The sequence below is a fragment of the Pseudomonas sp. HMWF032 genome, assembly GCF_003060885.1.
Classification (GTDB): Bacteria; Pseudomonadota; Gammaproteobacteria; order Pseudomonadales; family Pseudomonadaceae; genus Aquipseudomonas.
Genome location: NZ_QAIG01000001.1, coordinates 115852 through 137693 on the forward strand (window position 1 = coordinate 115852; position 21842 = coordinate 137693).

At 56.6% G+C, this 21842-nt stretch carries 21 protein-coding genes, 3 tRNA genes, 1 other RNA gene and 2 pseudogenes; 13 read left to right on the forward strand and 14 right to left on the reverse strand.

The features are described 5' to 3' along the window. Nucleotides 1–111 precede the first annotated feature (111 nt). The 7 genes from lon to DBR00_RS00565 all read right to left on the reverse strand — a co-directional run bounded on the left by lon (nt 112) and on the right by DBR00_RS00565 (nt 6527). Nucleotides 112–2505 (reverse strand): endopeptidase La, encoded by a 2394-nt coding sequence (gene lon / locus DBR00_RS00535; protein ID WP_108486073.1) that lies wholly within the window; start codon nt 2503–2505, stop codon nt 112–114. 149 nt (nt 2506–2654) lie between these two features. Further along, nucleotides 2655–3935 (reverse strand): ATP-dependent Clp protease ATP-binding subunit ClpX, encoded by a 1281-nt coding sequence (clpX, locus tag DBR00_RS00540; RefSeq protein ID WP_108486072.1) that lies wholly within the window; start codon nt 3933–3935, stop codon nt 2655–2657. 103 nt (nt 3936–4038) lie between these two features. Beyond that, complete coding sequence (gene clpP, locus DBR00_RS00545) at nt 4039–4674, reverse strand: ATP-dependent Clp endopeptidase proteolytic subunit ClpP (RefSeq protein ID WP_108486071.1); 636 nt, start codon at nt 4672–4674, stop codon at nt 4039–4041. 90 nt (nt 4675–4764) lie between these two features. After that, complete coding sequence (gene tig / locus DBR00_RS00550) at nt 4765–6075, reverse strand: trigger factor (protein ID WP_108486070.1); 1311 nt, start codon at nt 6073–6075, stop codon at nt 4765–4767. Between the two features lie 129 nt (nt 6076–6204). Further along, nucleotides 6205–6289, reverse strand: a tRNA-Leu gene (locus DBR00_RS00555). 52 nt (nt 6290–6341) lie between these two features. Beyond that, a tRNA-His gene (locus DBR00_RS00560) sits at nt 6342–6417 on the reverse strand. Between the two features lie 33 nt (nt 6418–6450). Then, nucleotides 6451–6527: transfer RNA gene (locus DBR00_RS00565), tRNA-Arg, on the reverse strand. 270 nt (nt 6528–6797) lie between these two features. On the opposite strand from DBR00_RS00565, the gene folD reads away from it, so the two are divergent. Next, a complete protein-coding gene (folD, locus tag DBR00_RS00570) occupies nt 6798–7652 on the forward strand; it encodes a bifunctional methylenetetrahydrofolate dehydrogenase/methenyltetrahydrofolate cyclohydrolase FolD (protein WP_108486069.1) in 855 nt (284 codons plus the stop codon). A gap of 82 nt (nt 7653–7734) precedes the next feature. Here the strand turns inward: folD and DBR00_RS00575 are convergent, their stop codons facing one another. Beyond that, entirely contained in the window at nt 7735–8463 is a 729-nt protein-coding gene (locus DBR00_RS00575; protein ID WP_108486068.1) for a TetR family transcriptional regulator, read from the reverse strand. A gap of 115 nt (nt 8464–8578) precedes the next feature. Here DBR00_RS00575 and DBR00_RS00580 point away from each other — a divergent pair, with 115 nt between their 5' ends. The 7 genes from DBR00_RS00580 to DBR00_RS00605 all read left to right on the forward strand — a co-directional run bounded on the left by DBR00_RS00580 (nt 8579) and on the right by DBR00_RS00605 (nt 14632). Continuing rightward, nucleotides 8579–10132, forward strand: a complete 1554-nt coding sequence (locus DBR00_RS00580; RefSeq protein ID WP_108486067.1) for an NAD(P)/FAD-dependent oxidoreductase — start codon at nt 8579–8581, stop codon at nt 10130–10132. After that, nucleotides 10129–11013 carry an SDR family oxidoreductase gene (locus tag DBR00_RS00585; protein ID WP_108486066.1) on the forward strand — a complete coding sequence of 295 codons (885 nt, stop codon included), beginning with the start codon at nt 10129–10131 and terminating at the stop codon, nt 11011–11013. The genes DBR00_RS00580 and DBR00_RS00585 overlap by 4 nt, the downstream gene beginning before the upstream one ends. 160 nt (nt 11014–11173) lie before the next feature. Beyond that, the gene (locus tag DBR00_RS00590; RefSeq protein ID WP_108486065.1) at nt 11174–11623 is read left to right on the forward strand and encodes a MarR family winged helix-turn-helix transcriptional regulator; all 450 of its coding nucleotides are present in this window, start codon (nt 11174–11176) and stop codon (nt 11621–11623) included. Nucleotides 11624–11928: 305 nt separating this feature from the next. After that, the gene (locus DBR00_RS20845) at nt 11929–12057 is read left to right on the forward strand and encodes a hypothetical protein (protein ID WP_256582895.1); all 129 of its coding nucleotides are present in this window, start codon (nt 11929–11931) and stop codon (nt 12055–12057) included. 66 nt (nt 12058–12123) lie between these two features. Beyond that, complete coding sequence (locus tag DBR00_RS00595) at nt 12124–12552, forward strand: organic hydroperoxide resistance protein (protein WP_108486064.1); 429 nt, start codon at nt 12124–12126, stop codon at nt 12550–12552. Between the two features lie 53 nt (nt 12553–12605). Beyond that, a complete protein-coding gene (locus DBR00_RS00600) occupies nt 12606–13622 on the forward strand; it encodes an alpha/beta hydrolase (RefSeq protein WP_108486063.1) in 1017 nt (338 codons plus the stop codon). Nucleotides 13623–14419: 797 nt separating this feature from the next. Further along, nucleotides 14420–14632, forward strand: a complete 213-nt coding sequence (locus DBR00_RS00605; protein ID WP_069516724.1) for a cold-shock protein — start codon at nt 14420–14422, stop codon at nt 14630–14632. 68 nt (nt 14633–14700) lie between these two features. On the opposite strand, the gene DBR00_RS00610 is transcribed toward DBR00_RS00605, so the two are convergent. The 4 genes from DBR00_RS00610 to dnaX form a co-directional block, all read right to left on the reverse strand. Beyond that, the gene (locus DBR00_RS00610) at nt 14701–15849 is read right to left on the reverse strand and encodes an acyl-CoA dehydrogenase family protein (protein WP_108486062.1); all 1149 of its coding nucleotides are present in this window, start codon (nt 15847–15849) and stop codon (nt 14701–14703) included. A 105-nt stretch (nt 15850–15954) separates the two neighbouring features. Then, on the reverse strand, nt 15955–16554 hold the full coding sequence (recR, locus tag DBR00_RS00615; RefSeq protein ID WP_108486061.1) for a recombination mediator RecR: 600 nt from the start codon (nt 16552–16554) through the stop codon (nt 15955–15957). Nucleotides 16555–16640: 86 nt separating this feature from the next. Continuing rightward, nucleotides 16641–16967 (reverse strand): YbaB/EbfC family nucleoid-associated protein, encoded by a 327-nt coding sequence (locus tag DBR00_RS00620; protein ID WP_108486060.1) that lies wholly within the window; start codon nt 16965–16967, stop codon nt 16641–16643. 18 nt (nt 16968–16985) lie between these two features. Next, nucleotides 16986–19046: a DNA polymerase III subunit gamma/tau gene (dnaX, locus tag DBR00_RS00625; RefSeq protein ID WP_108486059.1), complete on the reverse strand. Its 2061-nt coding sequence runs from the start codon at nt 19044–19046 to the stop codon at nt 16986–16988. 456 nt (nt 19047–19502) lie between these two features. Here dnaX and DBR00_RS00630 point away from each other — a divergent pair, with 456 nt between their 5' ends. Next, nucleotides 19503–19724, forward strand: a complete 222-nt coding sequence (locus DBR00_RS00630; protein WP_108486058.1) for a hypothetical protein — start codon at nt 19503–19505, stop codon at nt 19722–19724. A gap of 68 nt (nt 19725–19792) precedes the next feature. Then, nucleotides 19793–20080, forward strand: a complete 288-nt coding sequence (locus DBR00_RS00635; protein ID WP_108486057.1) for a DUF3509 domain-containing protein — start codon at nt 19793–19795, stop codon at nt 20078–20080. A gap of 233 nt (nt 20081–20313) precedes the next feature. On the opposite strand, the gene ffs is transcribed toward DBR00_RS00635, so the two are convergent. Together ffs and DBR00_RS20850 are read right to left on the reverse strand one after the other, a co-directional pair. Beyond that, nucleotides 20314–20410, reverse strand: an RNA gene (ffs, locus tag DBR00_RS00640) — signal recognition particle sRNA small type. Nucleotides 20411–20510: 100 nt separating this feature from the next. Then, nucleotides 20511–20698 (reverse strand): annotated as a pseudogene (locus tag DBR00_RS20850) (methyl-accepting chemotaxis protein); the annotation flags it as partial. Between the two features lie 75 nt (nt 20699–20773). Here DBR00_RS20850 and DBR00_RS21325 point away from each other — a divergent pair. From DBR00_RS21325 to DBR00_RS00655, 3 genes and pseudogenes are all read left to right on the forward strand, one after another. Next, complete coding sequence (locus DBR00_RS21325; RefSeq protein ID WP_371920605.1) at nt 20774–20872, forward strand: transposase; 99 nt, start codon at nt 20774–20776, stop codon at nt 20870–20872. A 31-nt stretch (nt 20873–20903) separates the two neighbouring features. Next, nucleotides 20904–21303 (forward strand): annotated as a pseudogene (locus tag DBR00_RS00650) (transposase family protein); the annotation flags it as partial. A gap of 123 nt (nt 21304–21426) precedes the next feature. Then, nucleotides 21427–21705: an HU family DNA-binding protein gene (locus DBR00_RS00655; RefSeq protein ID WP_108486056.1), complete on the forward strand. Its 279-nt coding sequence runs from the start codon at nt 21427–21429 to the stop codon at nt 21703–21705. Nucleotides 21706–21842: the final 137 nt, after the last annotated feature.

Genomic DNA, 21842 nt, shown 5'->3' on the forward strand with positions numbered 1-21842 from the left:
GTTTATTTCTTGCTTTTAAATGTAAGCGAAGCTGATGCTGAAGAGCCTGCTGACACGATATGAGCCGCTTTATAACAAGGGCTCTAAAAATGTGTCAAGGAAGCTCTCCTGCTAATGCGTGCTGATTCGCTCCATGGAATCAGTCTCGCGCTTTTCATCCTTTGCAACTATGGGAGCCGCATCAGGCAAGGGCTCCGGAGCGTATTGCAGCGCAATTTGCAGGACCTCGTCAATCCATTTAACCGGTTTAATCTGTAGGTCCTGCTTAATATTGTCCGGAATCTCCTTCAGGTCGCGCACATTCTCTTCTGGAATGATCACGGTCTTGATTCCGCCACGGTGTGCGGCCAGCAGTTTTTCTTTCAGACCACCGATAGCCAAAACCTGGCCGCGCAAGGTTATTTCACCGGTCATGGCGACATCCGCGCGCACAGGAATCTGCGTCAGTGCCGAAACCAGCGCTGTGCACATACCAATACCGGCGCTGGGCCCATCTTTAGGCGTAGCACCTTCTGGCATGTGGATGTGGATATCCTGCTTCTCATAGAAGTCCACAGGCACACCTAGACTCTTGGCCCGACTGCGCACAACAGTCTGCGCTGCGGTGATCGACTCCAGCATCACATCGCCCAATGAGCCGGTTTTGATCAGCTGACCTTTACCAGGCACAACTACGGCCTCGATTGTCAGTAACTCACCACCGACCTGGGTCCAGGCCAAGCCCGTCACCTGCCCAATCTGGTCCTGTTGCTCGGCCAGGCCATAGCGGTGCTTACGCACACCCAGAAAGTGTTCAAGTGAATCCGCAGTGACAGTCACCTGGAAGCGCTTCTCGGCCGCGTGCTCCTTGACCGCTTTGCGGCATACCTTGGCAATCTGCCGTTCAAGACCACGCACCCCGGCTTCGCGGGTGTAGTAACGAATGATGTCGCGAATCGCCAACTCTTCAAAAACCAGTTCGGCCTTCTTCAAACCATTGGCCTGAACCTGTTTGGGCACCAGGTATTTGATGGCGATGTTGATCTTTTCAGCTTCGGTATAGCCCGGAAGACGAATCACTTCCATACGGTCCAGCAACGGACCCGGAATGTTCATCGAGTTCGCGGTACACAGAAACATCACATCGGACAGGTCGTAGTCGACCTCTAGATAATGGTCATTGAAATTGTGGTTTTGCTCCGGATCCAGCACCTCAAGCAGCGCTGACGCTGGATCACCGCGCATGTCCTGCCCCATCTTGTCGATCTCATCGAGCAGGAACAGAGGGTTACGCACGCCGACCTTGGTCATCTTCTGAATCAGACGACCCGGCATGGAGCCAATGTAGGTGCGTCGGTGACCGCGAATCTCAGCCTCATCACGCACACCACCAAGGGCCATACGCACGAATTTGCGGTTAGTGGCGCTGGCAATCGACTCGGCCAGTGAGGTTTTACCCACACCAGGCGGCCCAACCAGGCAAAGCACAGGTCCTTTGAGTTTCTTCACCCGTTTCTGCACAGCAAGGTATTCAAGGATGCGTTCTTTGACTTCCTCCAGACCGTAGTGATCTGCATCCAGAATACTTTCCGCCCTTGCTAAATCGAGACGCACTTTGCTCTGCGCCTTCCACGGCACATTAACCAACCAATCGATGTAAGAGCGCACCACCGTGGCTTCAGCCGACATCGGCGACATCTGCTTAAGCTTGTTCAACTCGGCATTGGCCTTGGTATGGGCCTCAGCCGTCAGGCCGGCGTTCTCAATGCGCTTTTTCAGTTCATCGAGCTCGTTATGGCCATCCTCGCTGTCGCCAAGCTCTTTTTGGATGGCCTTCATCTGCTCATTCAGATAGTACTCACGCTGACTGCGCTCCATCTGCTTCTTGACCCGGCCACGAATACGCTTTTCGACCTGTAACAAATCGATCTCAGCATCCAACAAGGCCAGGACATGCTCAATTCGCGCAGCCAGGTCAGTAATTTCCAGAATTTCCTGTTTCTGCTCGATTCTCAGCACCATATGCGCGGCCATGGTATCAACCAGACGACCTGGCTCATCGATACCATTCAGTGAAGCCAGCACCTCGGCGGGAACCTTCTTGCCCAGCTGTACATACTGCTCGAATTGACTCAGCAGACTGCGAGTAAAGACCTCAGATTCGCGCTCAGCAGCATCCACTTCATCGATCAGCTGTACTTCAGCCCTGCAATAACCGCTGACCTCAATAAAGCGTTCAATCTCTCCGCGCTGCTCTCCTTCGACCAGTACCTTGACCGTACCATCCGGCAGTTTCAGTAACTGCAACACAGTGGCCACGGTGCCCACTCGATAAAGACCATCCTCATCCGGATCATCATCAGCAGGGTTCTTTTGGGCCAGCAACAGAATCTGCTTCTCGCCCGTCATTGCAGCCTCAAGGGCCTCAATAGATTTTTCACGCCCGACGAACAACGGGATGACCATATGCGGATAGACCACAACATCGCGCAACGGCAGGAGAGGCAATTCGATGGTTGTCTTCATGATTTCGGCTCTACGGCGGCCTTACGGCCGTAAACAGATGGGATAACCCTTAACGCTAAGATGGGGGCACCCCCAACAAAAAACAAGCACAACAACAGGAAAACAAAAGGGGCCCGCAGGCCCCTTGCTTTCAACATGTTACAGCGCAATCAAGCGTCCGGAGCGGCCTTTGCAGGCAACTCGTTATTCTCATAGATAAGCAAGGGCTTTGATGCACCATCGATGACACTTTCATCAATGACCACCTTACTGACATCCGATTGCGACGGAATCTCATACATGGTGTCGAGCAGAATGCCTTCCAGAATAGAACGCAAGCCGCGAGCACCTGTTTTACGCTCCAGGGCCTTGCGAGCAACGGACTTCAGTGCATCTGGACGGAACTCCAGCTCAACACCTTCCATCTCGAACAGTTTACCGTACTGCTTAGTCAGTGCATTCTTCGGCTCAGTCAGGATCTGCACCAGCGCGGCTTCATCCAACTCATCCAACGTGGCAATAACCGGCAAGCGGCCCACGAACTCAGGAATCAGACCAAACTTGACCAGGTCATCTGGCTCAACGGCACGCAGCGACTCGCCGACTTTCTTGCCCTCTTCCTTGCTACGAACCTCGGCACTGAAACCGATCCCACCTTTGGTCGAACGCCCCTGGATGACTTTCTCCAAGCCTGCAAAAGCGCCACCACAGATGAAGAGAATATTACGCGTATCGACCTGCAGGAATTCCTGCTGAGGATGCTTGCGCCCACCCTGCGGCGGCACCGAAGCAACAGTACCTTCAATCAGCTTCAGCAGAGCCTGCTGCACGCCCTCACCCGACACGTCGCGGGTTATCGACGGGTTATCTGACTTACGTGAAATCTTATCGATTTCGTCGATATAGACGATGCCCATCTGGGCTTTTTCCACATCGTAATCACACTTCTGCAGCAGTTTTTGAATGATGTTCTCAACGTCCTCACCCACATAACCGGCTTCGGTCAGGGTGGTCGCGTCAGCGATGGTAAACGGCACATTAAGCAGGCGCGCCAGCGTTTCAGCCAGCAAGGTCTTACCCGAGCCTGTTGGACCGATCAGCAAAATATTACTCTTGCCGAGTTCGACGTCATCTTTCTTGTCACGCTGATTCAGACGCTTGTAGTGGTTGTACACTGCTACCGCCAGTACCTTCTTCGCGCGCTCCTGACCGATCACATACTGATCGAGAATCGTGCTGATTTCCTTGGGGGCAGGCAATTTATGTGCGCTGCTCTCGGCCTGGGCTTCTTGCACCTCCTCACGGATGATGTCGTTACACAGGTCAACGCACTCGTCGCAGATAAAGACCGAGGGGCCGGCAATTAATTTGCGTACTTCATGCTGGCTTTTGCCGCAGAAGGAGCAATAAAGCAACTTGCCGTTGTCCTCGCCGTTGCGGGTGTCAGTCATTCGTTCGATCCAAATCCGATATGCTTGCAACACAAGATGAAGGCTTAAGCGGGCTTTTTCAAGCCCACTGGAGCCGGACATGCCGACCTTTTAGCTGCTTATATTAAGCGGGGCGTTTTTCAAGCACTTCATCGATCAAACCGTACTCACGAGCGGCTTGTGCGCTCATGAAGTTATCACGATTGGTGTCGCGTTCAATTTCTGCCAGGGTGCGTCCGCTGTGCTTGGCCATCAATGTGTTGAGACGCTCGCGGATAAAGAGAATTTCCTTGGCGTGGATTTCAATGTCCGACGCCTGCCCCTGGAAACCGCCCAACGGCTGATGAATCATCACACGTGAGTTCGGCAGACAGTAACGCTTACCCTCAGCACCTGCGGTCAGCAGGAATGCACCCATACTGCATGCCTGCCCAATACAGGTCGTGGACACATTCGGCTTAATGAACTGCATGGTGTCATAGATCGACATACCTGCCGTTACCGAACCACCTGGAGAGTTAATGTAAAGGTGGATGTCCTTGTCTGGATTCTCCGCCTCAAGGAACAGCAATTGCGCACAGATCAGGTTGGCCATGTAGTCCTCTACAGGACCGACAAGAAAGATAACTCGCTCCTTGAGCAGGCGCGAATAAATGTCGTAGGCGCGTTCACCACGAGCCGACTGCTCAACAACCATAGGTACCAGGCCACCAGCGGCTTGGATATCGGGCATTTGCTGCATAAAAGGATTGCGGGACATGCTGCACTCGCTCCCTAAATAGTCATGTCACAAATACGCATAAGCCAGCGCGGAGGCTGGCTTATGGCGTGTTCGAACGAGGTAAAGAAATCAGGCGGCTTGTGGTGCTTCTACCGGCTTGACAGCTTCTTCGTACGAGACCGCTTTGTCGGTCACGTTGGCCTTCTGCAAAACAGTATCTACAACTTGCTCTTCCAGTACAACAGAACGCACTTCGTTCATTTGCTGGTCATTTTTGTAGTACCAGGCAACAACCTGCTCAGGCTCCTGATATGCAGAAGCCATTTCCTGAATCATTTCGCGAACGCGAGCATCATCCGGCTTCAGTTCGCACTGCTTGACCACTTCAGCCACAACCAGACCCAGCACAACGCGGCGTTTGGCTTGCTCTTCGAACAGCTCAGCGGGTAGCTGCTCAGGCTTGAGGTTGCCACCGAACTGCTGAACAGCCTGCACGCGCAGACGGTTCACTTCATTGCTGATCAATGCTTTCGGCACTTCGATCGGATTTGCAGCCAAGAGACCATCCATCACCTGGTTTTTAACCTTAGATTTGATGGCCTGGCGCAGCTCGCGCTCCATGTTCTTGCGCACTTCAGCGCGGAAGCCTTCCAGGCCGCCTTCTTTTACGCCGAACAAGGCGAAGAAGTCGTCATTCAGCTCAGGCAGCTGAGGCGCGGCGATGCCGTTAACAGTAACGGTGAACTCAGCAGTTTTGCCAGCCAGATCGAGATTCTGATAATCGGCCGGGAAAGTCGGGTTGATTACGCGCTCTTCACCGGCCTTGGCGCCAACCAGTGCATCTTCAAAGCCAGGAATCATGCGGCCGGAGCCGAGAACCAGCTGAGTGCCCTTGGCCGAGCCACCAGCGAATGCCTCGCCGTCGATTTTGCCAACGAAATCGATGTTCAGCTGATCGCCATTCTCGGCAGCACGCTCGGCGGCTTCGAAACGGGTGTTCTGCTTTCGCAGGATTTCCAGCATGTTGTCGACGTCAGCATCAGCCACATCAGCCTGCAGACGCTCAACAGCGATGGAGTCGAAGCCAGCAACGGTGAACTCAGGGAATACTTCGAAGGTCGCAACGTACTCCAGATCCTTGCCTTTCTCGAACGACTTCGGCTCAACAGCCGGAGCGCCAGCTGGATTGAGCTTCTGCTCAACAACAGCTTCGTAGAAAGTAGATTGAATCAGATCACCCAGGGCTTCCTGGCGCGCAGCATCTTCATAACGCTGACGAATCACGCTCATTGGCACTTTGCCAGGACGGAAACCAGGAACCTTGGCACGACGGGCAGTCTGCTGCAGACGCTTGTTGACTTCAGTCTCGATGCGCTCAACAGAGACGCCTACGGTCATACGGCGCTCGAGCGCAGAAGTACTTTCAACAGAAACTTGCATGGATAATCCTCGTTGCACAGACATAAGCCGGCCGTTTACCGGCCCCGAATCAAGGGCATGCATTCTAGAGGGTCAATTTGCAGAAGTCACCCTAGATGCAGGCGGCAAACGGGAGGGAGTTCTAAAAGATGGTGCGGACGGAGAGACTCGAACTCTCACGCCTTGCGGCGCTGGAACCTAAATCCAGTGTGTCTACCAATTCCACCACGTCCGCGTGGTAAAGCCTTATACAAAAACGCCAGGCGTTAACCTGGCGTTTTGGAATATGGGGTGGACGATGGGGATCGAACCCACGACAACAGGAGTCACAATCCTGTGCTCTACCAACTGAGCTACGCCCACCATATTGCATTTGCTTGAGCCAAGACCGCCAAATGGCACGCCCGGCAGGACTCGAACCTGCGACCATCCGCTTAGAAGGCGGATGCTCTATCCAGCTGAGCTACGGGCGCCTATCCATCTGCATATGCAGACTTAAAGCTTTCGGCTTCGGAAAAAACTTTGCAGCTTCGACCTTGCCGTCTTACCCAGCGACTGGCTGTGCTCGACAAGCGGGGCGAATGTTATAGATGCCATTTCAGGTCGTCAACAGAAAAAGTTAAAAAAATTCAGCCATTTAAAGGAGTTACGCGAAAACCGTGGCACGCGCCTTTGCCCCGCAGCACGGCCATGCGAGAATGCGCGCTCTTTTTCCATCCTTTCTTTATGGTTAACCAAGCGCAATGACCGCACAACTGATCGATGGCAAAGCAATTGCCGCCAGCCTGCGCCAGCAGATAGCCCAACGTGTCGCCGAACGACGTCAGCAAGGCCTGCGCGCACCCGGGCTGGCCGTGATTCTCGTCGGTAGCGACCCTGCGTCCCAGGTCTATGTTTCGCACAAACGCAAGGATTGCGAAGAAGTCGGTTTCATCTCGCAGGCCTACGACCTGCCAGCCACCACCGGCCAGAACGAGCTGATGGCATTGATCGACCGTCTAAATGACGAACCATGCATTGACGGCATCCTGGTGCAGTTGCCATTGCCGGAACATCTAGACGCATCTTTATTACTAGAGCGCATTCGCCCGGATAAAGACGTTGACGGCTTCCATCCTTATAACATTGGCCGCCTGGCCCAGCGCATGCCATTACTGCGCCCCTGCACCCCGAAAGGCATCATGACCTTGCTGCAAAGCACAGGCGCCGACCTGTATGGAATGCACGCCGTAGTGGTTGGCGCATCGAATATTGTTGGCCGGCCGATGGCGATGGAACTGCTGCTGGCTGGCTGCACGGTGACCGTGACCCACCGTTTTACCAAAGACCTACCGATGCATGTCGGTCAGGCCGATATCGTCGTAGTTGCTGCCGGCAAACCGGGCCTGGTGCATGGCGAGTGGATCAAGCCTGGCGCCATCGTGATTGATGTGGGCATCAACCGTCAGACCGACGGCAAGCTGATTGGCGATGTGGTCTATGAAACCGCCCTGTCCCGCGCCGGCTGGATCACCCCAGTGCCAGGTGGCGTTGGCCCGATGACCCGTGCCTGCCTGCTGGAAAACACGCTACATGCCGCCGAGCATCTGCACAACTGAGTGCACGGCCAACAGAAATAAAAAACGGCACCTCAGGTGCCGTTTTTATGTGCAACTAAACACAACACCTACTTAGCCAACGCTACAAATCATCGACAGGCAATTTAAGCTGTCCAAGCCCCTGCAATACGCTGGCTCCGGTAAACAGCATAACAATCTGCTCTTCGGCCAACGCACGAATCGCCGCTTGCCACTCAGGCTGACCGATATAGTCCAGCGACAGCTGGAACAGGTTGCGACTGATCAGGTTCGACACCTGCCGCACCACCGCCGGATTGACCATGTCCGGCAGCAGCTTGAAAGCAATGATGTCCTCGGCCATGTCCGCGCCAAACTCATCCATCACCTCCTGCAGCGCCGCCCGCAGCACGGCCGAGGCGCCATGCAGTTCACGCACACCGATGATGAAGGCCTCGGGGTTCTGCGCAACAAAATCGAAGAACAGTTGCACGGTTTCATGGCACACCCGCCGACCGCGATCCAGGTCGATACCAAACAGTAAAGCCACGCTTTTACTAGGCGATTGCACCGCTCGTTCGGCGGCTTCACGGCGCAGGTCGCGCAGCGGCTGACGCAACTGGGTAGAGATCTGCCGGATCACCGTCAGCCCTAGGTCATCGACATCCTTGAAGTGCCTATAGAAGGTATTGGGATTGAGCCCCGCCTCACGCGCCAACTCGCGCAAGCCCAGGTTGCTGAGGCTGCGACTGGTTGAGGTGAGACGTAACGCGGCCTCCAGTAACAGGGTCTTGCCGGGGGCCTCAGTGGCTTTTTCTGCGGCTGGCTGCTGCTCGCTGGCGTCTGCCTGCATGACGAACCCTACCTAAAAGTTGGCTTGTGAGAATGCTGCTTGCTGGCGAGTATACATTTGTCTACCTTGGTATACAGCTGTATACGCCAGCAATAAACATAACAGGAGCTTGGCCATGAATGCACCCGTCTCACCCCCAACTGCCACCCGCCACTGCAAGGTGGCCATTATCGGCACGGGCTTCTCCGGCCTGGGCATGGCCATCCGCCTGAAACAGGCCGGTGAACATGACTTTCTGCTGTTCGAGAAAGAAGCCGGCGTCGGCGGCACCTGGCGGGTGAACAACTACCCGGGCTGCGGCTGTGACGTGCAATCACACCTGTATTCGTTCTCCTTCGAGCAGAACCCTAACTGGACGCGCATGTTCGCCAAACAGCCGGAAATCCAGGGTTATCTGGAAGGCTGCTGGAGCAAGTACCGCCTGCAGAACCACACCCAACTGAATACAGAGATCACCCGCCTGACTTGGGATGAGCAGCAAGAGCTGTGGCAGATCAGTGACAGCGCTGGTAACAGCTACACCGCACAGTTCGTAGTCTCCGGCATGGGTGCGCTGTCCACGCCATCGACTCCGGCGCTCAAGGGCCTGGGCGATTTCACCGGCAAAATCTTCCACTCACAACAGTGGGATCACAGCTATGACCTTACCGGTAAACGCGTTGCAGTCATCGGCACCGGCGCCTCGTCGATCCAGTTCGTTCCGCAGATCCAGAAACAGGTCAGCCAGCTCGATCTGTACCAGCGTACCGCGCCGTGGATCATGCCCAAGCCGGACCGCGCCATCAGCGAGCGTGAGCGCAACAGCTTCAAGCGCTTCCCGCTGCTGCAGAAACTCTGGCGCGGCGCTATCTATGCTCTGCTGGAAAGTCGGGTAATCGGCTTTGCCATGTTACCCAAGGTGATGACCGTCGCGCAGAAAGTCGGCAAGTGGTACATCAACAAGCAGATCAAGGATCCGGTACTGCGCGCCAAGGTCACCCCGGATTACCTGATGGGCTGCAAGCGCGTGCTGATCTCCAACGATTACTTCCCGGCGCTGACCCAGCCCAACGTCGACCTGATCACCGACGGCATCGAGGAAATCCGCAGCGGCAGCATCCGCACCGTGGATGGCAAGGAGCGCGAAATTGACGCGATCATCTTCGGCACCGGCTTCACCCCAAGCGACCCGCTGCCGCGCGGCGTGGTGTTTGGTCGCGGCGGCGTCGACCTGCTCGACACCTGGCCGGAAGGCCCGCAGGCCTACAAAGGCACCCTCACTGCCGGCTTCCCCAACCTGTTCTTCCTGATGGGGCCGAACACCGGCCTAGGGCACAACTCGATGGTCTACATGATCGAGTCGCAGATCCATTACGTGCTCGGTGCGCTTAAGCTGATTAGTGAGCAAGAGCTGCAGAGCCTTGAGGTCAAGCAAGCGGTGCAGGACAAGTTCAACGGCACGCTGCAGGGCAGTCTGGGCAACACCGTGTGGAATGCCGGCGGCTGCAAGAGCTGGTACCTGCATCCGGTCAGTGGCCGCAACTGCACGGTGTGGCCCGGCTTTACCTGGCGCTTCCGCTTGCTGACGCGCAACTTTGACCCAGCGGCCTATCATTTCAGCCGTAAACACGCGGCCCACCCGGCGCAGAACAGCGCTATCCAGTTGACTGCCCAGGAGGCCAGCGCATGAAGTCGTTTGAAAACAAGGTAGCCGCCATCACCGGCGCCGGTTCCGGCATCGGCCGCGCCCTGGCTTTCGGCCTGGCTCGCCAGGGTTGCCAACTGGCGCTCTCCGATGTGAATGCCGAAGGGCTGGCGGAAACCGCCGCCCAGGCGCGCAAGCTCGGTGTGCAAGTCAGTGAAACCCTGGTCAACGTCGCCGACCGTGAAGCCGTGCATGCCTGGGCCGATCAAGTAGTGAGCGAGTTCGGCCGGGTCAATGCAATCTTCAACAACGCCGGCGTGGCCCAGGGCGGCACCGTGGAAGGCAACGACTACGCCGACTACGAGTGGATCATGAACATCAACTTCTGGGGCGTGGTCAACGGCACCAAGGCCTTCCTGCCGCATATCAAAGCCAGCGGTCAGGGTCATATCGTAAACGTCTCCAGCGTCTTCGGCCTGTTCGCCCAGCCGGGCATGAGCGCCTATAACGCCAGCAAGTTTGCCGTGCGCGGCTTTACCGAGTCGCTGCGCCAGGAGCTGGACATGGCCGATTGCGGTGTATCGGCCAGCTGCGTGCACCCGGGCGGGATCAAGACCAACATCGCCAAAACAGCGCGGATGAACACCAGCCTGAGCAGCGTCACCGGTCAGGATGCCGACCAGGCGCGCCAGCAGTTCAACGATCAGTTGCTACGCACCACGCCGGAGAAAGCGGCCCAGGTGATCATCAACGGCGCTCTGGCGAACAAGCGACGCATCCTGATCGGCCCGGACGCCTACGCTCTGGATGGCATGCAACGCCTATGGCCAGCGCTCTATCAACGCCTGGTGACCGCCTCTATGCGTCTGGCCGCACGTTTTGCGCCGAAAGGCTCAAGCAAGAAAGCCCAGGCTGCCGTGGAGTAATCGGCTAACGCCCAAGCCCAAGCCCCAGCGCCACAGGTGCCTGGGGCTTTTTTACGTCCAACGTTTGCCTGCGCAGGATAAACACGCGTGCATTCAATTGGCATAACAGTAGTTAGCACGATAAATTGTCGCCAACTGTCCTGTACCGCCGGAGAACGCTATGAACACGCAAGACCCTTGCGCCGAACTGCTGCTCGATAACCAGCTGTGCTTTGCCCTGTATTCGACCTCACTACTGCTGACCAAGGTCTACAAGCCACTGCTGCAGGGGCTGGGCCTGACGTACCCGCAGTACCTGGCGATGATGGTGCTCTGGGAAGGCGATGGCATCACCGTGGGCGACATCAGCAGCCGCCTGCTCACCGACCCTGGCTCCGTCACCCCACTGCTCAAACGCCTGGAAGCCGAAGGTCTGCTCAAGCGCACCCGCAGCAGTGTCGACGAGCGTGTAGTTGAGTTGTTCCTCACCGAGAAAGGCCGCGCCCTGCGCGAACAGGCCAAAAGCATCCCCAGCTGCATCCTCACCGCCACCCAGCAATCCACCGCGGAACTCGGCGCTCTGAGGGCTGAGTTGGTCGCCCTGCGCAGCAGCCTGCAACAGGCCGTGTAAGTACCTGGGCGACAGGCTGCCGCCCGCCTCGTCGTCCACATCGCGCCACTCTTACCCGTCATCCCCCTGCTCCAGTCGACAATTTCGTCCTGCCGCAGCTCTCGAAAAATCGCGCAACAGCCCGCCATTCCTCGCTTATGCCTGAACACAGCAGTGCTTATCGCAAAATCTTCAAAAAAATATATTGCGCGCCAAATTAATGAACACTAGAGTTCGCTTCATCGAACTACTTGGCGCGCAAAATTTTAGCGCTAATAAACCAGCGACTAACCAACCAAACAACCCAGCAGCTGAGGAGAACCGTTATGCAAACCCTGATCACATTCACCATCGCCATCACGCTCTCCGCTGCCGTACTGGCGGACCACAGCCAGAAGCAGCAACAGGATGGCAAAGGCCTGTACCCAGAATGGCTGATCAACCACGGCGGCTGATCAACCACAGATACCGCAACACCTGCAACGCGTACCAACCCAAACTGACTTTAGAGGACTACCACCATGTCGATTCAAACCATTGCTTACCGTGCCTATGCAGAAGCCACCGGCGGCCGTGACGGCCGTGCCATTTCCTCCGACGGCATACTCGACGTCGCCCTGACCACCCCGAAAGAACTCGGCGGTGCTGGCGGCGCGGGCACTAACCCTGAGCAGCTGTTCGCTGCGGGCTACTCGGCTTGCTTTATCGGCGCGATGAAGTTCGTCGCGGGCCGCGACAAGCTGGCGATGCCAGCAGACGCCTCGATTGAAGGTGTCGTGGGCATCGGCGCGATTCCCAACGGTTTCGGCATCGAAGTCGAACTGCGCATCAGCCTGCCGGGCATGAACCGTGAGCAAGCGCAGACCCTGATCGAGCGTGCACACATCGTTTGCCCTTACTCCAATGCCACCCGCGGCAATATCGACGTCACCCTGACGCTGATCGACTAACTCACTACTCATCCGGCCGCTGCCAGTCAGCGGCTCGCCCCAGGAGGCTGAACATGAACATCAAACACCGTTTGTCGATCGCCGTACTCGCCCTTGCCGTCAACAGCGCGTTTGCCGCTGGTAGCCCAGGGGTGGAGCGTAATACTCAAGGTTTTCTCAATGCCCTCGCCGCTGGCGGTGGCAAGCCCCTCGAACAGCTGAGCCCGAAAGAGGCGCGCGCCGTATTGGTCGGCGCGCAGGCCGGGGTCAAGGTCGATGTATCGGGCATCAAGGTGGTCGACAAGACCATCGAGGTCGATGGCCAGTCGATCCAGCTGAAAGTCGTGCGCCCGGTCGATGCCCAGGGCACGCTGCCGGTCTTCATGTTCTTCCACGGTGGCGGCTGGATACTGGGCGACTACCCGACCCACGAACGTCTGATCCATGACTTGGTAGTGGGCTCTGGCGCGGCGGCGGTGTATGTCAATTACACCCCGTCACCCGAAGCCAAGTACCCGACCGCGATCAACCAGGCCTACGCCGCGACCCAGTGGGTGGCGCAGAACGGCGCGCAGATTGGTGTCGATGGCAAGCGTCTGGCAGTGGCCGGCAATAGTGTGGGCGGCAATATGGCTGCAGTCGTCAGCCTGATGGCCAAAGAAAAAGGCACCCCAGCGATCAAATTCCAGCTGCTGATGTGGCCGGTAACTGACGCCAACTTCAACAACGCCTCCTATAACCAGTTCGCCGACGGTCACTTCCTCAGCAAGAGCCTGATGCAGTGGTTCTGGGATAACTACACCACCGACCCAAAACAGCGCGCCGAAATCTACGCCTCGCCGCTGCAGGCATCGGTGGAACAACTGAAAGGCTTACCGTCAGCCCTGGTGCAAACCGCCGAGTTCGACGTACTGCGTGACGAAGGCGAAGCCTATGCGCGCAAGCTAGATGCGGCGGGGGTCAACGTGACCTCCGTGCGCTACAACGGCATGATTCACGATTTCGGTTTGCTCAACGTGATCAGCCAGATCCCCGGCACGCAAAGCGCCATGCAGCAAGCTGCAGCCGCGCTGAAAGCTAGCCTCAAGTAACCCGCGTCACAACAGAACACTCCGATACGCTAGCGTACCGGGGCGTTCTGCTGTTCAAACGGCCTGGCACTACAGGCTACGCAGCAGGCCTTGCTGCAAAGCCTGGTCGAGCACCTGCTGCAACAGCGGCACAGCGAAGAATGCCAGCGGCGTTGCAACAGCCACTGCGCCGTATCATCCGGCAGCTGCTGCAACTCAACACCCAGGCACCCAGGCACCCAGGCACCCAGGCACCCAGAAATGGTCTGTATGAATTCAGCCAAGTCGTCCAGACACAATCCCTACTGTTCGGTGCGTCCCACCCTGGCATGCAGGCAGAGCTGCCGCGACAACAACAGATGCAGCGAGATGACGCATTCAGAGTTAGGCGATTTCTGGCGAATTAATGCCTGATCCTGCTATGTAGTACGCGCACGGCAGACGTGCCTGAAAAACCGGAATAGGCTGCTGGCAATCACAGAAGCTTTGCCCGATGCCATATCCTCTCGACGACAACCTGGCCCCGCGCCAGACAGAACTGGCGGCCTTGATCCAGCGGCAGTGCCCTGGTGATGGCCTGCATGGCACCACAATAGCGGACCTCGATGCAGCGTTCAGATACAAGAGGCCATGCAGCCCAGGAAAATAGCGACCTACCAGGGTTCGTCCCAATAAAAACATGAATAATTAACGTTAAGCCCAACACTCATGGTGAAAACGGCCTATGATGGTCGAGCTGAACTGTAGTAATCAGCAAAACCGCATAGGTGCTATGAGCACTCTGGCACCGCAATTCGTATCGATTTAAGAGACACACCATGGCAAATCGCGAAACTGGCACCGTCAAATGGTTCAACGATGAAAAAGGCTTCGGCTTCATTACCCCGACTAACGGTGGCGATGACCTGTTCGTGCACTTCAAAGCTATCCAAAGCGACGGTTTCAAAAGCCTGAAAGAAGGCCAGACTGTTACCTACGTGGCCGCCCGCGGTCAGAAAGGTATGCAAGCTGAAGAGGTACAGGTGGCCTAAGCCCCTGTCCGCTTGAAAACAAACCCCGCGCTCGCGGGGTTTGTTTTATCTGCAATCTGTCATTTGGGCTACAGGCCCATCTGCTTGCTGATGATCTCGTTCATGATCTCTCGTGAGCCACCGCCAATCGAGAGAATGCGATTGTCGCGGTACAGACGCTCCACCAGGCTTTCACGCATATAGCCCATGCCACCCATGATTTGCACAGCGTCGTAGGTCAGTCGGTCGGCAATGTCAGTGGCGAAGTTCTTAGCCATGGAGATTTCCTTGATCACGCTTTTACCTGCCGCCATTTTCGCTGCCTGCCGGTAAGTGAACTCCCGGGACACCTCCAACTGGGTCGCCATCTCAGCTAAACGGTGCTTGAGCACCTGAAACTTGCCGATGGGCTTACCGAACGCCTCACGCGACTTGGCCCAGCGCATCGACTCTTCCAGCGCCAATTGCGCCGTCATATTGGCCATGATCGCCAACGACAGGCGTTCACTCTGGAAATTGGCCATGATGCAAGCAAAGCCCATGTTCTCCGCACCGATCAGGTTATCCACCGGCACCTTGCAATCTTCGAAGAACAGCTCGGCCGTGTCGGATGCCCACCAGCCCATTTTCTTCAGCTTGCGGCCGACCGTGAAACCCGGCGTCCCCTTTTCAACCAGTAGCAGGCTGACCCCCGCAAAACCATCCCTCCCAGTTCGCACGGCAACGGTGTAGTAGTCCGCACGCACCCCACTGGTGATAAAGGTCTTGCTGCCGCTCACTCGGTAATAATCGCCATCACGTACCGCGCGGGTTTTCAAATTAGCCACATCAGAGCCGCCGGAAGGTTCGGTCACTGCAAGGGCCATGATTTTCTCACCTGCCAACACCTGCGGCACGATGCGCTCTCGCAGCGCCGGCTTGGCCCACTTGACCACTGGCGGCAGACCGATATCCAGAGAACCAAGCCCCGCAACCAGGCCGCCAGAGCCTGAACGCATCAACTCCTCGCTGGCAGCCACTTTGGCAAAAACATCGCCCTCATGACTGCCGCCAAAGGCTTCTGGATAGCCGATACCGAGAATCCCGGCGGCCCCGGCCTTGAGATAAAGCTCGCGAGGAAACTCCTCGGCCTCTTCCCAATCGTTGATATACGGCAGGATTTCCCGCTCGACAAAACGCCTGACAGAATCACGCACCAATTGGTGGGACTCATCAAAAAATTCCTGAGAAGCAGACATGAGGGTATTTCCACTGAGGTTTCAGGGAAATTACCAAGCGCTTGCTTGGTTTACAAGAAGAGGATCACGCCATGTACAAGGGCAATCAAGCCGTAAGCGATTGCGTCAAAGCAGAATCGGCCGGCGCCCCGCAATCGAGTGCGCCAGGGTTCCGCCATCCACCAACTCAAGTTCGCCACCCAGAGGCATGCCGTGAGCAATGCGCGATGCGATAAGCCCCTTGCCGGCCAGTAGCTGTGCAATGTAGTGAGCTGTTGCCTCCCCCTCCACAGTCGGGTTGGTCGCCAAAATCACCTCACTGAAGGAGCCGGCTTCAATACGCGCAAGCAACTCGGGAATACCGATGGCTTCCGGCCCCAGGCCATCAAGCGGAGAAAGATGCCCCTTGAGCACGAAGTAGCGCCCGCGAAAGCCCGTGTGCTCCACTGCATAGACATCCATAGGCCCTTCAACCACGCACAGCAAGCTGTCGTCACGCCGCGGGTCGAGGCACAGCTGGCAGACCTCATCTTCACTCAGGCTGCGGCACTGCTTGCAGTGACCGACCCCTTCCATTGCCTGGGTCAGCGCCTGTGCCAAGCGTAACGCGCCATGCCGATCACGCTCAAGCAGCTGCAAAGCCATTCGCTGAGCCGTCTTTTGCCCAACCCCAGGCAGGGTGCGCAATGAGTCGATCAGATGGCGAATCAGCGGGCTAAAACTCATAGCAGGACAACTCAAGGGCAACAGCGATTGGGAGGAACCGACAGCGGCTGGCATGGGCAGTGCAGCCCATGCCAGCCGTAAAGCTTTTAGAACGGCATTTTGAAGCCAGGCGGCAGTTGCATGCCGGCGGTCATCCCGGCCATTTTGTCCTGGCTGTTCTGCTCAACCTTGCGCACCGCATCGTTCACGGCGGCGGCGATCAGGTCTTCCAGCACTTCTTTGTCTTCTTGCATCAAGCTGTCGTCCAGAGTGATGCGTTTGACGTCATGGCGGCCAGTCATCACCACGCTGACCAGACCGGCACCGGATTGCCCGGTGACCTCAGCATTGGCCAACTCTTCCTGCATCTTTTGCATCTTTTCCTGCATCTGCTGTGCCTGCTTCATCAGGCCGGCCATGCCACCTTTCATCATGGTGCAAATCCTCGGTAATCAGGGGTTAACGGAAATATCCAGGGGTTCAATGCTGTCCGCCCGGACAACCGCGGCGAACTGCTGAATCATTTGTTGGATCACAGGATCCTGGTGAATCGATGCTTCGGCTTCACGCTGGCGATTGGCCCGCTTGCGCGCGGCCGCTTGCGCCGGGGTTTCCTGTTCAGGCTTGCGCAACTCGATCTGTACCTTAAGTTCGCGACCATGAAACTGGTTGAGCGCATCATTCAAGCGACGCTGCTGAGTGGGGTTGAACAGCGCCGAATGGGCGGGATCCAAGTGCAAAAGCCAGTGATCACCATCTACAGACGTCAGCGTGCAGTTGGCACCAATGCTTCCGGTCATCCCCGACAAGCCAAGCTTGGGGAACAGCTCCAGCCAGTCGGCAGCCAAACCAGTGGCCGGCTGCGCGGCAGGCAGCACTTCAGGCTCGACCGACGCATCGCGCTTGACGGCATCAAAGTCATAATCGAATGAATCGGCATCCATTTCGACATAGTCGTAGTCGCCCAAGGGCGGCTCATCATCGTCAACATCGACTACAGGCGCGGCAGCAGCCTGCTCAGGCTCAGGCGATACAACTGGCGCTGGCGCAGCCAGCGCAACCTCTGTAACAGGCTGGACAACCATAGCCGGGACCCGCTGCGGTTCTTCCCAAGGCAAATCGACGACGACCGCAACCTCAGGTTCAACAGCCGGTATCGCAGCAGCCTCGGCACGTTGCTCAGGCGCTGGCTGAACAGCCATATAGGCCGGTTCAGGTGCAGGAGAATCCAGCGCCTCCGGCACTTGTGCAACCCCTACAGCGGCAGGCGACTGGGGTGTGACAACAGGTAGAACAGCGGCGACTGGTGCAACAGCAACACTGGCCGGTACTGGTATAGCAGCACCGGCCACTGGGTTGATCGCGGGATCAGCAGTGGCCTGACTAATCCCCAGCGGCTTTAGCGCCACCCTAGGTGCAGCGCTGGTGTCCGCGGGGCGGAACGCCAACATACGCAGCAGCACCATCTCGAAGCCGCTGCGTGGATCGGGTGACAGTGGCAGGTCTCGGCGACCGATCAAGCCCATCTGATAGTAGAACTGGACATCTTCAGCGGGCAGGACCCGCGCCAGTTCAAGCACGCGGTCACGATCACCCTGACCATTGTCTACGGCTTCAGGCAATGCCTGAGCGATAGCCACACGGTGCAGCACATTCAGTATCTCGGCCAACACGCCATTCCAGTCCGGACCTTGTTCGGCAAGATGACGTACGGCCTCGATCAAGCTGCGAGCATCGCCCTCCAGCAAAGCGTGCAGCACGCCATAAACCTGACCATGGTCTAAGGTCCCCAGCATTGCACGCACATCAGCAGCGAGCACCCGGCCCTCGCCAAAGGCAATTGCCTGATCGGTGAGGCTCATGGCGTCACGCATGGAACCGTCGGCGGCACGCCCGAGCAGCCACAACGCATCGTTCTCGAACGGAATCTGCTCTGCCGTCAGTACATGGGTCAAGTGATCAACCACGCGCTCTGGTGGCATGTTCTTCAGTGAGAACTGCAAGCAACGCGACAGTACGGTGACCGGAAGTTTCTGCGGATCAGTAGTGGCCAGGAGGAACTTGACGTGAGGTGGCGGCTCTTCCAGGGTCTTCAGCAACGCGTTGAATGAGCTGGTCGAGAGCATGTGCACTTCGTCGATCAAGTAGACCTTGAAACGTCCACGACTAGGCGAGTACTGCACGTTATCCAGCAACTCACGTGTATCTTCAACCTTAGTACGGCTGGCGGCGTCGACTTCAATCAAATCGACAAAGCGCCCTTCGTCGATTTCCCGACAGATCGAGCACACACCGCAGGGAGTCGAGCTGATCCCCGTTTCACAATTCAGGCACTTGGCGATAATTCGCGCAATAGTGGTCTTGCCTACACCGCGAGTCCCCGTGAACAAATAGGCATGATGCAAACGCTGGCTATCAAGCGCATTGATCAGCGCCTTAAGCACATGGGTTTGACCAACCATTTCGTTGAACGAGCGCGGACGCCACTTGCGTGCAAGAACCTGATAACTCATCGAAACCCGTCACGAGAGGAAAGCAAAAGTGGGCTAATCCTAACGGAGCATGGGGCAAATTGCATCCGATGCGCAGCCCGCATGAAGCAGGAGCAAAACCAGGCAGCAGATTATCCTGGCGAAAAAACGATCAATCGATTATCATCCCCACCGTTCGTACCACGCTGTAAGTCAATTAGGCCTCTGGCCCACCTTGCTGGTTTCCAGGCAAAGAGCGCATTGCCCCATCAATGCCGCACAGCTCTCGCCCATGACCCCAACCTGCTGACTGATCTGGCCATCACGCGCAAGCGCTGATTCAAGCCCGCCTCCGAAGTACCGACCCGCACAGCCCTAAAGGGAACTTGTGCGCGTAGTCCAGCTCCAACACAGACATGCAATCGACTCAACAAGTCGACAGCCTGGAGCTTTATTCAGCGCAATGACGCGCACGTTGTTTTAGGAAGTACCAAAAGAATGAATACACAACACCAAATTCAGGATGCTATTCGCACCCTATCCAGTGCATTTGCACCCTTTGATTGCCGCATTCTGGCTGCCCGCAAAGGCTGTTTCAGCTTCACCATCGTCAACCATGCCGGCATCGCCCAGCATAGCCAGCGCCTGTACCCTGGCCAGTACAGCGGTGCACACCTGCAGCAAGTAATTGAACGCGCACGCCAATCCTTGACGGTCTGAGCACAAACAGACGAACTATCGTGCCATCCTGAGGTCTGAATCGATCACCCTCAGGATGGAGCATCGTCATGGATAGCCTTAACCGCGAACTTGTTGAACAACTGTTCGCGCCACTGCGCGCCACCTTCAGCCCACCACGCCCAGACGGTGGCGTGATCCTTTCACTGCTGGATGCCAGTGACACGACCGCCTACAGCCGCGTACTCAGCGCCGCCCAGCGTGCAGACCCACAAGCCTTTGCACAAAGTCTGGAAGACATCCGCCTTGAGCTCGCCATGCGCTCCGGCAGCATTCCCGCCGATATGCGCAAGGCGCTCAAAGAACAGGACAGCGTACTCAGCTATCACGCCAACTGAATCAGGCAGAGGCCCCGCGCTACGCCGGGTCTCGCCTACCCATCAAGCACCGCTTAGCACAGCCGCATACGTGAAAAGAGCTACGGAAGAAAACGCGCAGAATATTTGCGTACAGCAGCAGGCGACTGGCCGAAAGCCATGCCAAGAATATAGAAGCTAAAAAGAGGAATACCGATACTGGCGTATGCTGACAGGCTAGACCCGTATATTTCTTAGCCAGTAGGTGGAGGCAACCCCACCAGCCACACCTCGGCACACAATGTCACCGCTGCGGCTGCTCCCTTCCAGGCCTGACCGGGTTCACGGCTGATCGTTGCGAGGGGACCGGCAGGGCCACCATAACGCAGCTCACGAGAAGCGAGCTGCGCCATTGTACCGGCTTGAATTGAAGTTACAACCGTTTCAATCACTTAGCCAACTGAATCGGCCATCAGACGCGGAACCGACCAACCAATTTGGTCAACCCTTGTGACAGCTCCGAAGACGCTGACTCGCCTGCGCGCTCTGCTCAGAAGTCTACGCAGACTCATTGGAAAAATCGCGAATATCACTGATGTGGCGAGCAATCTCTTCGGTCACGCTGCTCTGTTCTTCACAAGCAGTGGCAATCTGTGCCGTCGTTTCATCGACATCCCACCCGATTTGAGTAGCGCTCAGCTTTAGAGTCCAATCCCAGTAACCAGGAGATTGGACATGAAGAAGCGTTTCACTGAAGAGCAAATCATTGGTTTCCTACGAGAAACCGAGGCTGGGCTGCCGATCAAGGAACTGTGTCGTCGGCACGGCTTTTGAGAGGCCAGTTACTACGTCTGGCGCAGCAAGTTCGGCGGAACGAGCGATTGGCGGGCTTGCGTTGACGCGCATTTTTGGATCGTCTGGCCATGTCACGCGGGTTGCCCAAAGCCATCCGGCACGGACAATGGCAAGGGGCTCTTTGGTCGCGCCATGCTGACATGGGCTCATCAGCGAGGTGTGCAGTTGTTTCTGATTCAGCCCGGCAACCCCAATCAGAATGCCTACATCGAATCGTTTAACAGGCGCTTTCGTGATGAATGCCTGAACGAACACTGGTTTACCAGTCTGCAGCACGCCAAGGTGGTGATTGAGTCCTGGCGGAGGGAATATAACGAAGAGAGACCGAAGAAAGGGCTTGGTGGGCTAACCCCATCGGCCTATGCCGAGCAACTGGCCTCGAAAGCCGTTACATTGACCCAGGACTCTAAAGCCAGCTGCTACTGAAGATGGGGAGTCGCCCCCTATCCATATGACCATTAGAATCCACATCCCATGATTAAGTGCGCTCGGCAGCACCGAATGCACCAATCCTTCACTCAAAGGAGTTACACGTGGCCATCACTAAAGACCAATTGATCAGCGATATTGCTGAGGCTATCGATACACCGAAAAGCACAGTGCGTGCAGCCCTTGAGCAGCTCGGCGAAATAGTCTCAGACGCTCTGGAAAATGGTGATGAAATCACCCTGCCCGGCATAGGTAAACTCAAGGTCACTGAACGGCCAGCACGCACAGGGCGTAACCCACAAACAGGCAAGACGCTGCAAATTGCAGCAAAGAAAGTTGTCAAATACGTTCCAGCAAAAGCACTTAGCGACGCCATTAACTAAGCACTGGCGCGCCCTACGGGCGCGCTGATTCTGATCAAAAAAGCCGCGACAGTGGCTGGTTTGTTTTTGCGGGTAAAAGTAAAACCCCCGATCGTTTTCACGATCGGGGGTTTTGGTATAGGTGCTTGACGATGACC